We start from the raw sequence: 14,596 nt of genomic DNA on the forward strand, positions 1-14,596 counted from the left end.
CGGTGCAATTGATATATCGGCAAGGGCGCGCGTCTTGCCGATCTCCCCCCTCGTGGGGGAGATGCCCGGCAGGGCAGAGGGGGGTACCTCACGGCCCGCCCCCTGCGTTCCCAGAGGCCACGCCTGATGGCCGCTCCCACCTCCGCCGTCGATCTCTCCGCCGCCCTGATCACCGTCCCGGTGCCGCTCGGCCATTGGCTCGCCATCCTGCCGGTCGCCCATTGCATCACGCTCGGCGCCGTCCTGCTGATGCTGCGCGCCTACCCCCGCCTGCAGGCCTGGCTGGCCATATCGGGGCTTGCGCTGCTGGCGCTGATCGATGCGGCGCTGCTGGCCAAGGTCGTGGCCGAAGGGCCGCTCACCATGGTCATGGGCCGCTGGCTGCCGCCCTTCGGCATCGCCTTCACGATCGACCTCTTCGGGGCGCTGATGGCCTTCACCTCGGCCCTTGCGGCGCTCGCCGCCGGCATCTATGCGCTGACCGATATCGGTGACAGCGGCCGGCGATACGGGTTTTTTCCGCTGCTGATGCTGCTGATGGCCGGTGTCAGCGGCGCCTTTCTCACCGGCGATGTCTTCAATCTCTATGTCTGGTTCGAGGTGCTGCTGATCTCCTCCTTCGGGCTGATCATCCTCGGCTCCGAACGTCGGCAGATTGATGGCGCGCTGAAATATGCGGTGCTGAACCTCATCGCCACGACGCTGTTCCTGGTTGGCGTCGGCATCCTCTATGCCGTCTTCGGCACCCTCAACATGGCCGATATCGCGGCAAGGGCGAGGGATTTGCGCACCACGGCGCCGCTGATGACGCTGGCAAGCCTCTTCCTGCTCGCCTTCGCCATGAAGGCGGCTGCCTTCCCGGTCAATTTCTGGCTGCCCGCCGCCTATCATACGCCGCGCATTGTGGTCTCGGCGCTGTTTGCCGGCCTGCTCACCAAGGTCGGCATTTACGCATTGATCCGGGTGGTGGTCATGCTGCTGCCGGTGGAGCGCCAGGAATTGAGCCTGCTGATTGCGTTTATCGCCGCCGCGACCATCCTCGTCGGCGCGCTCGGCGCGCTTGCCGAAAACGATATCCGCAGGCTGTTCGGCTATATCGTCATATCGGGCATCGGCAATATGCTTGCCGGCGTCGCACTTGGCGGCACGGGCGGCGGCATCAGCGGCGCAGTCTTTTACGCGCTACATTCCATGGTGCTGATGACGGCGCTTTATCTTGCCGCTGGTGAAATCGCCCGGCGCGGCGGCGGCTTTTTATTGTCGGGGCTCGGCGGCCTCTATCGCCAAAGCGGCGGCTTTACCGCGCTCTCCCTGGTGCTCTTCCTTGCCGCCTGCGGCCTGCCGCCCTTTTCCGGCTTCTGGCCGAAGGTCATTCTCGTCAAGGCCGCGCTCGATAGCGGCGCCTGGTGGCTGGCGGCTGTCATCCTCGCCGGCGGTTTTCTGACGACGATCGCTTTCGGCCGCCTCTTTCTGCTCGCCTATTGGCGGCCGGCGCCGATGGCCGCGAAACCGGCGGCAGCTCTCTGGCGCGCCGGCCTGCCGCTTGCCGCGCTGACGGCGCTGGTCGTCGGCTTCGGCATCCTGCCGGAACAGCTGCTGGCGCTGTCGCAATCGGCCGCTGCGGGTCTTGCCGATCGGGAAGCCTATGTTCATTCGGTCTTTCCCGGAGGCATCAGGTGATCGCCTTTGTCTTCAATCTGCTGCTCGCCATTGCCTGGGTCGCCGTCACCGGCAGCGCCTCGCTGCACAATCTCGTTCTCGGTTTCCTGCTTGCCGCCCTTTCGCTCGCCATCATCCGCGAGCCCTTCGGCGGCAAGGGATATCTGCGCCGCGCCAGCCTGGTGTTCTCGCTCGCCCTCTTGTTCCTGAAGGAATTGTCGCTGTCCGCCTGGAGGGTCACGCTCACCATTCTCTCGCCCGACATGAAGCTGAAGCCCGGCATCTTCGCCTTCCCCCTGACGGTGACGAGCGATTTCGAGATCACGCTGCTGGCAAACCTCATCACCCTGACACCCGGCACGCTTTCGGTCGATGTCTCCACAGATCGCCGCACGCTCTATGTCCACGCACTCGATTGTTCCGATCCCGAGACAGCCAGGCGCGATATCGCCAATGGTTTCGAACGCAAGATCATGGAGGCTTTCCGGTGATCACACCTGCCGCCATCGTCGCGGCCGCATCCTCGGCCGCCCTCATCATCCTCGGCCTGGCGCTGATTCTGACGGTCTGGCGCGTCGTTGCCGGCCCGACATTGCCGGATCGCATCCTCGCCCTCGATATGCTGACCGGCATCGCTATCGGTTTGATCGCCGTCATCGCGGTCAAAACCGGCTTTTCGCTTTATATCGATATCGCCATTTCGCTCGGCCTCGTCGGTTTCCTGGCAACGGTCGCCTTCGCCCGATTCGTGCTGTCGCGCGGCAACATCAAATCGCCGGCGTCCGCATCTCCGGCAAAGGCTAACGCCAAAAAGCGTGCGGGAGGGAAGAAGCGATGATGGATTATATCCTGGCCGGCATCACTGCTTTGCTGCTGATATCAGGTGCGCTCTTTGCTCTTTCGGCAGCGATCGGTCTGGTCAGGCTGCCGGATCTCTATACGCGCATGCACGCGGCCTCGAAGGTCGGGACGGTCGGTTCCGGTCTGCTGCTTCTTGCCGCCGGCCTCTCTTCGCAGGAACTGGCGATTCTCGCCCGCGCCATTGCCGGCTTCGTCTTCTTGCTGCTGACGGCGCCGGTCTCCGCCCATCTGCTGGCCAGAGCCGCCCACCTTTCGGGATATGCGCTCGGCGCCGTCTCGGTCCGCGACGATATGCGCAAGCGCTGAGCCTGTGCTGTTTGCCTGCTTTACCAGATTTATGCAAAACTTATGCACAGGAAGCTGTGAGTAAAGCTTGCCAGAACGCGCCTTAATTCTTCATCTGTCATTTTTTCTCAAGAAAAACGACAAATAATAATTGGCCTTTCGACCAAACGATGGTATTTGAAAATGCAAGTAGAGTTCTGATTGTGAATCGCAATCGTACTGCTTCCAAGTCTCTCAGTTTTGATTTTTTATGTCTAAACTGGGGCCATCGCCTGGGGCATGACGTAGTGATTTGCAGCCAGGCAGTATTAGAACAGGTCTCGCTCTTCGGAATCTAGGGGTGGATTTCGCGTTTTTCGAAACAGAAGGTCGCTTCCCGTGCTTTTGCTGTTCGCTTCTACGAGGCGGGTCTTTGACGTAACAGTCAAAGGCCGTTTGAGCATGCTAACAGGAGAAAAAATATGACGGAAATGGCGACCGGCAATGCGCCGGAGCTGCTTGTGGAACTGACAGCCGACATCGTCGCGGCTTATGTCAGCAACCATGTTGTCCCGGTCAGCGACCTGGCAAATCTGATTTCCGACGTGCATTCGGCACTGAGCAACACGTCCGTACCGCAGCCTGCTGCGGCCATCGTCGAGAAACAGAAGCCTGCAGTCTCTGTCCGCAAGTCCGTACAGGACGAGCAGATCACGTGTCTGGAATGCGGCGGCAACTTCAAGTCCCTCAAGCGTCACCTGATGACGCATCACAGCCTCTCGCCGGAAGAATACCGCGAGAAGTGGGATCTGCCGACCGACTACCCGATGGTAGCGCCCGCCTATGCCGAAGCGCGTTCGCGCCTGGCAAAGGAAATGGGCCTGGGTCAGCGCCGCAAGCGCGGCCGCGGCTGAGCTTTTTCGAAAGCCATCAACGACAAAAGCCGGGTCTTGTGCCCGGCTTTTCTGTCTGTGCTTGCGGCGCCGCCGCCGCGCTATGCTTTACCAGCAGCCGTTGAATGTATTCCTATACTATCAGCAAGTGTTAATGTACTGATTCGTTGATCGTAGCGCTCTCCGAATCGCGGTGCGCGCGGCATCGCTCAGAACCCTTGATCGCCAGCGCGTTCAGGCCGCGGCGCGAAGCTTTGCTTCCTCGCGGATCCTGTTGACCATCGATCGCAGTCCGTTCGAACGCTGCGATGACAGGTTCTCGACCAGGCCGATCTTCGAGAAGATTTCGAAGGCATCGAGGCCGGCGATCTCCGACGCCGCCTTGCCGGAATAGGTGGCAAGCACGATGGCGACGAGGCCGCGGACGATGTGGGCGTCGGAATCACCCTCAAAACTCATGACCGGGTCGTCAGGATCGCCTGTCGTATGCGTCACCAGCCAGACCTGGCTGGCACAGCCCATCACCTTGTTTTCGGAGGTGCGTTTCTCCTCGGCCAGGTCCGGCAGCGCCTTGCCGAGTTCGATGACATAGCGGTAGCGGTCTTCCCAATCGTCCAGGAAAGCGAAGTCGTCGATGATCTGGTCGAGGGATGCCATGGGAAAGCCTTTCACTATTAAAGCACTTCCAGCAAAAGTGCACAGCGGTTTTGCGTCCGGAATGCGCCAGGAAAAGCTCTAAACTGCATATAGGTGAAAGACCGGCGGATTTGAACCGTTAAAGCGCGTCACGTCGAACAGGATTGATGCGACACGCTTCAATTCTTTGTTTTTATGCACGTCGTGATCTCCAAACCGCGGCCCGCTTGCTGATGACATGCATGAAAAAGAAACGCCGTGAGGGATGGGCATCCTCACGGCGCAGCAACATGCTGAATTAAACAGGGCAGGCACGTCAGGCATGGGGCATTTCCGCGTCATGCGGGCCACCGATGCAAGCTTGGAAAATTCAGATCGCCGGCTTCGGCGTCGGCAGCGGGATCGCGCCGGTGACAACCGTCTCGGCGGAGGCGTCATCTTCGACCGGCGGGCGGTAGGGCATTGGCTGGTTCAGCGCGGCCTTTGCCTCGCGTACCTTTTCCTGGATGGCGGGTGCGGTAAGCGAGGGCATGGTGAGAGCCACCGGCATTTGCGGTTCGGTATGTTTTGCCGTCGCCGGCGTCTCGTCCTGGAACTGGCTGTCGAGCAGTTCATAGGCGACGTGGGCGCCTTCACGCGCCCGGTAGCCGAGTGCGGTGAGGGTTTCGGCGCCCTTGGCGCAGACCTCGGGTTTTTCCGAGCACATGCCGGTGAGGTAGTCATAGGCGCCGCTTGCCGCCGTAAAGGCGTCGGAAAGCTGCAGTCGCGGGCCGCTGGCGAACTTGTCGGAACTCTCGGTGCTGAAGACGGAAAGAAGCACGAGCACAAGGCCAAACCAGAAGGATCCTTTGATCAGAAACCACATTGTCGTTGCCCATCCTGTTTTCCCGTTCGGTTCTTGTCGCCGAATCAGGCCGGTTGTCCGGTGTGATTTCACCCTACCGCCAAGTTGCGAATGCCGCTTTTCGAAACTCACGCGCATTTGCGGCAAATTTAGTTCAAATTTTAGCGAACGGCATTTGACGGACATTTTAGTCGAATGCGAGCGATCGCCGTTAAGCATCAGGGCAGCACCTGCTTGCAATTGCAGGGCTTTTGCCGGCTCGCCTTGCCACAGGAGTTAACGCAATGCTGAAATATGAGGAAAATCCGTCGCTTACCTGCCATTAACCACAAAAGGCAAAGGGCCTTTCAGATGCTTCAAAACGGGATTTTCGGGCCTTTCCGGCTGTGAACAGCGCTTTTGCCTTAGCCTTTCTTTAAGCCGCCGGGGCCTATTGTCCGGATCGATAGACAGCCTTTTTGGGCGGGTATTGCGTGCGAGTATTGAGTAACATTGGCGGCTGGGTGACGGCGCTCGTAGACCGGGCGGCGACAAGCTGGCTCTCCCGGACGGGCGGCGGTGAAGCCGTGCGCCAGCGCGAGCTTGCGATCCTGCGCCGCCTCGTGCTGTTCTCGTCGGCTGCTCTTTTTGCCGCTCCCATCGGCCTTTCGGCGGTCACCAGCCCGGCCGTCGCCTTGCCGGCAGGGGTCGCCATGGTCTTCGCCGCCTTTCTCTTCTCCGCCGTCGGCAGCATCGCACTTGCGCGTCAGGGCTCGTCCGCCGGGATCGCGACACAATCGGCCGAGGATTTCTTCCTTGACGCCACCCCCGGCCTCGTCTTCTTCCTCGATCCGCATGGCAGTGTGGCGACGATCGGCGGCCGCGACCGGCGCGATTTCCTCGCCTGGATGCGCGATCCCAAGGGCAGGGGCTTCCTGGAGCAGGTGCACGTCTCCGACCGCATCCTTTTCCTGCAGGCGCTCGATAGCCTGCGCCGGGGCGAGGATGCCGAGTGCGTCGATCTGCGCATCGACCGGCCCCCGGTCGCGCGCGATCAACGCCAGTTCGCCTATCTCAGAATGGACATGACGGCCCGGCGCGACGCCGACGGCGAACTTGCCGCCGTCATTGCCCAATTGCGTGATGTCTCCGTCGAGCAGCAGCTGCGGGCCGAGGCCCAGAACCGCGTCGCCGATGCCGAATCGGCAAACGATGCCAAGTCGCGCTTCCTCGCCGCCGTCAGCCACGAGCTGCGCACGCCGCTGAACGCCATTCTCGGTTTTTCCGATATCCTGATCGGTGAATATTTCGGCAAGTTCGAAAACGACCGTCAGCGCGAATATGTCGGCCTCGTGCGCGAATCCGGCGCCCATCTCCTGTCCGTCGTCAACACCATGCTCGACATGAGCAAGATCGAAGCCGGCCGCTATGAGCTGATCCTTGAACCTTTCGATATAGCGAGCTCGGTCAAATCCTGCGAATCGATGCTGGCCTTGCAGGCCAAGACCAAGGGCCTGACGCTGACGAGCCGGATCCAGCGCGGCCTCGGCGAAATCGTCGCCGATCAGCGCGCCATCCAGCAGATCCTCATCAATCTCGTCGGCAATGCCATAAAGTTCACCGAGGCCGGCGGCGTCGTCTCGGTCGATGCGGCGGCGCGCGACGGCATCCTCAAGCTGACGGTCAGCGATACCGGCATCGGCATTGCGGCCGACAAGCTGGCGTTGCTCGGCCAGCCCTTCGTCCAGATCCAGAACGACTATACCCGCCGCTTCGAAGGCACCGGCCTTGGTCTTTCCCTGGTCAAGGGATTGGTGGCGCTGCATGGCGGGCATTTCGCCATCGCCAGCCAGCCCGGCGAAGGCACGATCATCACCATCGAGATCGCGGTGGACGGCTCGGGCGCCGTGCGCGCCGAGGACGCCGGCCAGGGCGCGACTGTCGAGTTCCCGCCGCGGCTGAAGGGCGCGGTCAATGCAGGTGCAGAATTGGGGGAGGGGCGTTTCGATGGCCGCGCGCAAGCGAAAATCGCCTAAGGGAAAAAGAGGCCGGCAGCAGCCGGGCCTCCTGATGTCGGGTGCAGCGGCCCTCGGCGGCCTCAGCCTGCAGGGCGCCTCGGTGCTCGGCGGCGTCATCGGCCGCAATCCCTCGGTTGCCGGCGGCACGATCACCTTCGTCGTCATCTTCTCCTTCGTCGCCGCCAATGCGCTCTGGTATCAGCCGGGCCTGCATCCCCACCCGATTTTCCGCACCCGCGATCCGCAGTCTTCCAACGTGCTCGGCGCCCGCCGCCCAGCCGAGGAGCAGCAGGGCGACGTCACCACCTTCCGCATCGAGCGGCCGGAGGATGGCGCGACCACAACCAACGCAACGCCGGCGCCAGCCGCGCCCGGCCAGCAGCCGAGCCAGCTCGTCATGGACATCCAGCAGCAACTGGTGCGCCGTGGCCTCTATAACGGCATACCCGACGGCGTCATCGGCCCACGCACCAGTGCAGCCATCCTCTTCTTCGAGGAAACCGTCGGCATGGCCCAGACCGGCGATCCGACGCCGGAGGTGCTGGCGGCGCTGAAGACCGATGCATCAGGCCCTTCGACCGTTCCCGCGGAAAAGCCGCCCGAGGATGTAAGCTCGAAGGCGGCGGCGGAAGACCCGGTCGCAGCGGCGATCCGCAGCGCCGAAAAGACGGTCAAAACCGCTCCGTCATCCGCAAAGCAGGTTCCCTCAAGCGAAATTACCAATGTCGATCTGGTGCTGAAGATCCAGAAGGGCCTTTCCAACATGGCCTATGCCAATGTCGGCGTCGACGGTGTCGCCGGCGAGCAGACCCGCGCCGCCATCCGCCATTTCCAGAAGCACTACAACCTGCCCGAAAACGGCGAGCCGACCCAGGCGGTTCTGAAAAAACTCAAGGAAATCGGCGCGATTTAATGCATGTCGCCCGGAAGTGTGCAGCGGTTCCGGGAGAACGACATGCATCAAAACAAAGGGCTAAAGCGCGTCGCATGAACCAAGTTTCATGCGGCGCGCTTTGGTGGATAACCGCATTGCCGCCGCTGGCCGTCCGGTCTATACCGCGCCGATGAGATTACGCGCCGACATCTTCGTTTCCGCCCTCCTGCGCCGTGTCTTCGCCAGCGGCGATTTTGCCGCCGTCGAGAAGAAGGGTGCCGAGGAGGCGGGGGCGATCTTCATCCGCCAGCATTTTCGCGACGGCCTGGAAACGCTCTATGCGCCGGCGCCGCAGACCGCCTTCGGCGAAGGTGAGGCGGGCGACCGTCTGTTCGAGATCCGCCTGTCGCGCAGCGAGCCGGAAGCGGTGCGCGCCATGCTGGAGCGGGAACGCCGGTTCGACCCCGATCTTTGGATCGTCGAGCTCGAGGCGGAGGAACTGGGAGACATGATCCCGCTTGCGCGGGATGGCTGAGGGCCGGCGGGTCTGCCGATCTCAGCGGGACCGCCGCCCCAAGACGCGCATGTCGCGCTGCGCCGGCGCCTGATTGAGGAAGCGGTGGTTCGGCGTTTCCTGAGGGGCGGGCGCATTGGCCACCTCGGGCTTGTAGGTGTAGCGATCGGCGCGGCGCCAGGCTTCCACCCGTTCGTGGCATTCCTCCGGATCGAGCGCATCGAGCACCATCCAGCCGCGCGTGACATTGTGCTGCTGTTCGGCAAGATGCGGATAAAGCTTTTCCAGCACGAAGACGGCGTCGAGAAAGCCCATGCCGAGGCTCGTCAGCGTCGTCGCCAGCTGCTGGCCGGAAAGATCGAGCATGATGCGCTCGGCAAGCCAGCGGCTGGCCGACAGCGCATCGGCCAGCGCCGTTGCGAAATGCATTGCCTCGCGTGAGCGGGCAAAGCGCACCAGCAGCGCCTCTTGAATGTCGGTGAGCGTGCGCAGGCCGAGCCTGTCCTCGTCGGCCCGGCCGAGATGGCCGGCCAGGCCGAGAATACGCTCGCGCAACGCCTCTTCATTGGCAACCCGCTGTTCCTGCAGCGCATCCGCCTCGTTGCTCTCTCCATGCGCCGGCGAAAGCGGCACCGTCTGTGATTCTGCCATCGGCGCCGGTGCGGCGGCCGACCGCGGCTGGCTCTGGCGCAGTGCCACCAGCGCATCGATGACCTTCGGCGAGAGTGAATCGCGGCTGACGATCGCCTTGACATGCGCTGCACCCTGCATGCGCGCGATGGTGATCAGCGTATCGTCGGCGATGGCCTTGGAGGCGGCAAGAAAAGGGGCGGCGATCTCGATCGGCTGGTTGCCAATGAACAGCGCCACGGCCGCCGGCATGTTTTCGCATTGGGAGAGTGCTGCGACCGCCTGGCGTTTGGCCTCGTCGGAGGAGGCCTGGAAGAGCGGCATGAAAAGTTCGGCAAATTGGCGCAGTTCGGACCGTGTCGGATGAGACAGGTTCTCGAAACTGCTGACGGTCGCCATCAATACCACGTCCTTTTTCCTGACGGCCAATGGGCCCTCTAGGTCTCGAAACCGGTCACGCACAAGAACACCCCGAAAACGCCGAACCAAGGGGAACCACGGGCCGATATGCGCTGGCGGAACGCATGCCGGGCCACATGGTTTATGAACAAATCCTACACCGGTAGGGTTAATGCATGCTGAAGATTTTATTAAAATGCGCCAGAAATATGCACGCGGCGCGTGTTACTGCATGAGTAGCCGGCAACATCATAAGTCTGGTTTGAAGAGGCACCGCGACGATTGCTCATCGCTGGCATCACAAGGGAAAAGGTCAGGCGGCCTTGCGATCGCGCAGCGCGTCCAGCAGCTTTTCGCGGCTGTCGTGACCGGCCTGATAAAGGTCGAGTGCTGCCGATGCCGCATACTGCGCCTCGACGCTTTTGATGTCGACGCGCCGTTCCGCGCACCAGGCATCGAGCGCACCGCGCAGAACGTCGAGATCGTCAGGCGAGAAATATGAATTCACCAGCAAAGACATCGCTAGCCTCCGCATTCCGGCAAGAGCGTGAATATCCGCGATCGATCGGGGCCGGAAATGCGTGATCGACTGGAGCAACCATACGCGTATCGGAGTCGGCTGCAATTAAATATTTTCATGAAGCATTTTTGCAACATTGCCCCTTTGCCACCGGGTAAGTATGCCGAACTCTTCTCAACTGTATGATTTACTTCTTGTTTTATACTTCGAGTTTCGGTTGGGGCCTTGGGCGGGCGGCGTGAAACCAAATCAACTCTTCGCGCGTTACAGAGGAAGTAACGTGAACTGTGTTTGGCTCCGCCGAATATTAGTAAACTGTTAACTGTCATCTGTCTCAATTCGGATGGGAACGACGCGATTTGAGTGTTTGGATCGTTGAAACTCCTGATCACGGTATTTCAACCAGGTGCCGTGGGAAAGGCGCGAATGCCCTCGGTTCGGTCACTCAGCCACCGCAGGACGCGCCGGCTCGCACATTGGCGGGCAGGGTGAAATCCATCGTAAGTTCATCCGTCTCGGGCAGTGCATGGAGACGAGAATGGCAATAGTAGTCGCATTGGCGGATCGGCAGCCGCGGGCGCCGCGCCGCCCGGACAAAGAGCCCCGCGAAGCTAAGATCCTCTGGTTCACCGGCGTCCGCTACGAGCGGCTGGCCGAGAGCCCTAGGCATGGCCCGGCGCCCGCGCCGCGCGTCAACAAGAAGTAACGTCCGCTCAACTTTAGCGGGCGCTAAATTGCTCGCAGCCGGCTTCCGTCAGGAAGTTCCGCGCCGCCTCATTAAAACTTGCCTGTGGCGCCAGCGTCCGCAGCACGGCATAGCCGTCCGGCCGCGCCATTTCCACTAGGATCGCCTGCTGCAATTCCTGCGGCAGGTTCTTGCGCAGGTCGGTAAGCTGGATCGGGCCGCCGGCCAGGACATCGAGCGCGCCGCCGACCGAGGTCCTGTCGTTCATGCTGAAGACCTCGTTGGAGGCGCTGTCGTAGATCGCGATCGACCAGAAAGGCACATTGCCCTTGGCGGTGAAGTGCACCGGCGCATCCTCGACGTCGAAGGAGCAGACGGCGGTGCGCACGAAGGGGTCGCCATTGGCAAGGCCCGCCTCGTCATACTGGCCGCCGAGCAGCGTGAAATTGTTGATGTCGCCCTCCGCCTCCACGCGGGTCGCCGCATCCTTGCCGGTGAAATGCGGCAGCGACAGGATGATGACGAGGTGCAACAGCGCTGCGCCGAAAAGGCCGGTCAGAATGGCGAAGAAGATCCTAAGCATTGCCGCATCCGGTCTTGGTGAGCTTCGGCATGGCAAGGTCGATCACCCCGGAGCTGCCTGCGGTCGGCGTGTCGAACAGCGTCAGCACCAGCCGGAAGGTGCCGGCTTCAGGCAAGGCCAGCCAGTTGCCGGGCTGAGCCGCGGCTGAGATGTCGATCGAGAAGCTGCTGTCCGGCTGGCGCAGCACCGTCCAGGAATTCAGCGCTGCGGGATGCCCGGTCTTCACCGCTGCCGGATTGCCGCCATTGTCGGCGGTAAAGAGGGTCCAGAGCCGGGCAGGCGGCGTTTGCCCGCTGATGCGGTAACGGCAACCGGCATTCAGCCGCGCACCGTCGTCGTCGACGCTCGCCGTGAAGGTGAGCCCCTCGGCGCTGCCATAGAGCAGCTTGCCGGCGCGCGCCCGGTGCGACTTGGCATAAGGATCGGCATCGACCGTCTGCAGCGCCGGAAAGGCCTCCCAGGCACCGAGCTTGATCGCCCCGAAACCCTGCGTCGCATCCAGCGCATACAGCGAAATCATGATCCCGCCGCCGAAGGCGACGATCAGCGTGACCAGGATGAAGAGGGGGAATCGAAACACGTCAAGACCTTGGAAACCATATCAGATGAAGGGTTACCACTGATTCTGGCAGGGTGGAATGCCATGCGACGACATGGACGCCGATCTGTCCGGTTAACGCCGATGCCTGCCCCTCACCCTAACCCTCTCCCCGTTTTGATGGGGAGAGGGGACGTGCCCTACCAGACGTTAGCGAGAGACCGAGAGGTCATGGCTTGGCCCCTTCGCCCCGCGTGCGGGGAGCAGGTGGCGGCAGCCGGATGAGGGGCTACCCTCGCCGATCTCCCGGCATCGTTCGACGCATCCGCTCAGGATCTATTCCGCACTCGCCACCTTCGCGGGCGCCAGCGGGGCGGCATTTTTCAGCTTTGCGCCGAGGGCTTTGAGGATATTCGTCGATTGCACCGAGAGCATGCGCGGCCGGATGAGCTGCGGCAATCCGTCCTGGGGTTTGGCTGCGACGGTCTTGGCGAGGTCCTTTTCCGAGGGCAGGGGATTCTCGATGCCGGGAATGGCGCGCAGCGTCACACCCTGATGGGCATAGTCCATAGCGCGTTTGAAGGTCATCGCCGGCAGCGAGCCGCCGGTCATGTTGTTGGTCGAGGTATAGTCGTCATTGCCGAACCAGACGGCGCAAGTGTAGTTGCCGGTGAAGCCGACGAACCAGGCATCGCGATAGGCCTGCGTCGTGCCGGTCTTGCCGGCCGTGACGATACCGTTGTCGAGTGCCGCCTTGCGCGCCGTGCCGACATAGGGAACGCGCGACAGCATCTGGTTCATATAGGCGTCGGCCTGTTCGGACAGCACGCGTTTGGCCGCCGGCTCGTCGCGGTCGAAATCATAGAGCACGTCGCCGTCATAATCGAGAACCTGGGTGATGCCGTGGCGGCGTGACTGGTAGCCGCCGGCCGGGAAGGTGGCATAGGCCGTCGCCTGATCGAGCACCGTCACCTCGGATGTACCGATCGGGATGGTGACGTCGTCGCGGATCGGCGTTTCGACGCCGAGGTTCTTCGCCATGGCCCGGATCGGCTGGATGCCGAGCTTCTCTTTGGCGAGCCGCACCGGCACCGTGTTGATCGATTGGGCGATCGCCGTCTCAAGGGTTATGCGGCCGGCATAATGGTTCGCATAATTGTGCGGGCTCCAGTTGCCCCAGGAGATCGGTGCGTCGACGATCGTTGTCTGCGGCGTCATCCCGCTCTCCATGGCCACCGAATAGGTATAGACCTTGAAGGAGGAGCCCGGCTGGCGCAGCGCCCTGGTGGCGCGGTTGAACTGGCTTTCGCCGTAGTCCCGCCCACCGACCATGGCGCGCACCGCGCCGCCGTTCTCGATCATCACCATGGCGCCCTGCTTGGCGTGATAGGCTTCGCCATATTCGCGCAGCGACGTTTCGACCGATTCCTCGGCCGCCTGCTGGATACCCATGTCGATCGTCGTGCGCACGATCAGTGAATGCTGGTGGAAGCGCGGCGAAAGCCGCTGCACCTCGTCGAAAGCCCAATCGAGGAAGAAGTCGGGCGATTCCACCTCGTTGCGGTCGACGACGGTTGCCGGATTGCGCCGGGCGGCGATCACCTGTCCCTCGGTCATCAGCCCGCTCTGCACGAGATTGGTCAGTACCTCGTTGGCGCGAGCACGTGCCGCCGGCAGGTTGACATGCGGCGCATATTTCGCCGGCGCCTTGAACAGGCCGGCCAGCATGGCGGATTCGGCCAGGTTCACATCGGTGATGTTCTTGCCGAAATAGAACTGCGCCGCCGCGGCTGCGCCAAACGTGCCGCCGCCCATATAGGCGCGGTCGAGATAGGTGGAGAGGATTTCCTTCTTCGAAAGGTTCGACTCCAGCCACAAGGCGAGGAACGCTTCGGTGATCTTGCGGTCGATCGAGCGCTCGTTGGACAGGAACAGGTTCTTGGCGAGCTGCTGGGTCAGCGTCGAGCCGCCCTGCACGACTTCACCGGCCTGGGCGTTGGTGACCATGGCGCGGAAGAGGCCGATCACGTCGATGCCGAAATGGTCGAAGAAGCGCCGGTCTTCGGTGGCCAGCACCGACTTGATCAGGGAATCCGGCAGCTCGTCGATCGGCACGGAGTTCTGGTGGATGACGCCGCGATGGCCGATCACGTTGCCGTAGCGATCGGTGAAGGTGACGGCGAAATCGCCGCGGTTGCGCCAGTCCTCCTTGGTCGCCTCGAAGGCCGGCTGGGCAAGCAGCAGCATCAGCACCGAGCCGGCCGCCCCGAGCGTCAGCCCTTCGCCGGCCAGTTCGAAAACCATGCGCTTCCAGCCGCGCACGCGGAAGCGGCGGAAGAAGATGGTGATGTCTTCCCAGATCTCGGCGGCGCGGAAACCGGCGTTCCAGACGGTCGAATCGATCCATGAATCGATGCGCAGCAGGATGTGGCGGCTTTTCGCCGGCCGCTTGTCCGCCGCGTTACTCGCCGTTTCTTTGAGGCCCGCTTCGGGACCTCTTTCGGGGTTGTCCGGATCCTGCACGTCCTGTATTCCCGCCTGATCGCGTTTCGCTCATCTCCGGCCCTCGGAAAGCGGCGAAAGCGCGAGGCCGCCATATGGCCGCAAAGCTCTCCGATACCAGGAGCATGCTGAAGAATTGATTGATTTTGCGGCTGATAACAAGAGAGATAGATGGCGGTCACGTCAATTTGCGGGCC

At 62.2% G+C, this 14,596-nt stretch carries 16 protein-coding genes; 9 read left to right on the forward strand and 7 right to left on the reverse strand.

The window, feature by feature from the left end; translation table 11 throughout:
- Positions 1-126 precede the first annotated feature (126 nt).
- From CO657_RS04715 to CO657_RS04735, 5 genes are all read left to right on the forward strand, one after another.
- Positions 127-1,680: a Na+/H+ antiporter subunit D gene (locus tag CO657_RS04715; protein WP_054181689.1), complete on the forward strand. Its 1,554-nt coding sequence runs from the start codon at positions 127-129 to the stop codon at positions 1,678-1,680.
- Complete coding sequence (locus tag CO657_RS04720; RefSeq protein ID WP_054181690.1) at positions 1,677-2,150, forward strand: Na+/H+ antiporter subunit E; 474 nt, start codon at positions 1,677-1,679, stop codon at positions 2,148-2,150. Before CO657_RS04715 ends, CO657_RS04720 begins: the two co-directional genes overlap by 4 nt.
- The gene (locus CO657_RS04725) at positions 2,147-2,497 is read left to right on the forward strand and encodes a cation:proton antiporter (protein ID WP_012557036.1); all 351 of its coding nucleotides are present in this window, start codon (positions 2,147-2,149) and stop codon (positions 2,495-2,497) included. The genes CO657_RS04720 and CO657_RS04725 overlap by 4 nt, the downstream gene beginning before the upstream one ends.
- Positions 2,494-2,826: a monovalent cation/H(+) antiporter subunit G gene (mnhG, locus tag CO657_RS04730; protein ID WP_054181691.1), complete on the forward strand. Its 333-nt coding sequence runs from the start codon at positions 2,494-2,496 to the stop codon at positions 2,824-2,826. Before CO657_RS04725 ends, mnhG begins: the two co-directional genes overlap by 4 nt.
- A gap of 440 nt (positions 2,827-3,266) precedes the next feature.
- The gene (locus CO657_RS04735; RefSeq protein ID WP_003569414.1) at positions 3,267-3,698 is read left to right on the forward strand and encodes a Ros/MucR family transcriptional regulator; all 432 of its coding nucleotides are present in this window, start codon (positions 3,267-3,269) and stop codon (positions 3,696-3,698) included.
- 213 nt (positions 3,699-3,911) lie between these two features.
- On the opposite strand, the gene CO657_RS04740 is transcribed toward CO657_RS04735, so the two are convergent.
- Both CO657_RS04740 and CO657_RS04745 read right to left on the reverse strand, forming a co-directional pair.
- Positions 3,912-4,334, reverse strand: a complete 423-nt coding sequence (locus CO657_RS04740) for a SufE family protein (protein WP_054181692.1) — start codon at positions 4,332-4,334, stop codon at positions 3,912-3,914.
- A 349-nt stretch (positions 4,335-4,683) separates the two neighbouring features.
- Positions 4,684-5,178 carry a DUF5330 domain-containing protein gene (locus CO657_RS04745; RefSeq protein ID WP_054181693.1) on the reverse strand — a complete coding sequence of 165 codons (495 nt, stop codon included), beginning with the start codon at positions 5,176-5,178 and terminating at the stop codon, positions 4,684-4,686.
- Positions 5,179-5,630: 452 nt separating this feature from the next.
- Here CO657_RS04745 and CO657_RS04750 point away from each other — a divergent pair, with 452 nt between their 5' ends.
- From CO657_RS04750 to CO657_RS04760, 3 genes are all read left to right on the forward strand, one after another.
- A complete protein-coding gene (locus tag CO657_RS04750) occupies positions 5,631-7,172 on the forward strand; it encodes a sensor histidine kinase (RefSeq protein WP_054181694.1) in 1,542 nt (513 codons plus the stop codon).
- Positions 7,144-8,067, forward strand: coding sequence for a peptidoglycan-binding domain-containing protein (locus tag CO657_RS04755; RefSeq protein ID WP_012557038.1), 924 nt, complete (start codon positions 7,144-7,146; stop codon positions 8,065-8,067). Before CO657_RS04750 ends, CO657_RS04755 begins: the two co-directional genes overlap by 29 nt.
- Positions 8,068-8,218: 151 nt before the next feature.
- The gene (locus tag CO657_RS04760) at positions 8,219-8,563 is read left to right on the forward strand and encodes a DUF1491 family protein (RefSeq protein ID WP_012557041.1); all 345 of its coding nucleotides are present in this window, start codon (positions 8,219-8,221) and stop codon (positions 8,561-8,563) included.
- Between the two features lie 21 nt (positions 8,564-8,584).
- On the opposite strand, the gene CO657_RS04765 is transcribed toward CO657_RS04760, so the two are convergent.
- Together CO657_RS04765 and CO657_RS04770 are read right to left on the reverse strand one after the other, a co-directional pair.
- Positions 8,585-9,634: a DUF2336 domain-containing protein gene (locus CO657_RS04765; protein WP_082366238.1), complete on the reverse strand. Its 1,050-nt coding sequence runs from the start codon at positions 9,632-9,634 to the stop codon at positions 8,585-8,587.
- A 250-nt stretch (positions 9,635-9,884) separates the two neighbouring features.
- Positions 9,885-10,091 (reverse strand): hypothetical protein, encoded by a 207-nt coding sequence (locus tag CO657_RS04770; RefSeq protein WP_003569406.1) that lies wholly within the window; start codon positions 10,089-10,091, stop codon positions 9,885-9,887.
- A 538-nt stretch (positions 10,092-10,629) separates the two neighbouring features.
- Here CO657_RS04770 and CO657_RS36595 point away from each other — a divergent pair.
- The gene (locus CO657_RS36595) at positions 10,630-10,797 is read left to right on the forward strand and encodes a hypothetical protein (RefSeq protein WP_003578079.1); all 168 of its coding nucleotides are present in this window, start codon (positions 10,630-10,632) and stop codon (positions 10,795-10,797) included.
- 13 nt (positions 10,798-10,810) lie between these two features.
- Here CO657_RS36595 and CO657_RS04775 read toward each other — a convergent pair whose 3' ends face one another.
- From CO657_RS04775 to CO657_RS04785, 3 genes are all read right to left on the reverse strand, one after another.
- Positions 10,811-11,359 (reverse strand): DUF1254 domain-containing protein, encoded by a 549-nt coding sequence (locus CO657_RS04775; RefSeq protein WP_054181696.1) that lies wholly within the window; start codon positions 11,357-11,359, stop codon positions 10,811-10,813.
- On the reverse strand, positions 11,352-11,939 hold the full coding sequence (locus CO657_RS04780; protein WP_003587738.1) for a DUF1214 domain-containing protein: 588 nt from the start codon (positions 11,937-11,939) through the stop codon (positions 11,352-11,354). Before CO657_RS04780 ends, CO657_RS04775 begins: the two co-directional genes overlap by 8 nt.
- A gap of 294 nt (positions 11,940-12,233) precedes the next feature.
- Positions 12,234-14,420 carry a transglycosylase domain-containing protein gene (locus CO657_RS04785; protein ID WP_054181697.1) on the reverse strand — a complete coding sequence of 729 codons (2,187 nt, stop codon included), beginning with the start codon at positions 14,418-14,420 and terminating at the stop codon, positions 12,234-12,236.
- Between the last annotated feature and the right edge of the window lie 176 nt (positions 14,421-14,596).

Source organism: Rhizobium acidisoli, assembly GCF_002531755.2.
GTDB classification, from domain to species: Bacteria; Pseudomonadota; Alphaproteobacteria; order Rhizobiales; family Rhizobiaceae; genus Rhizobium; species Rhizobium acidisoli.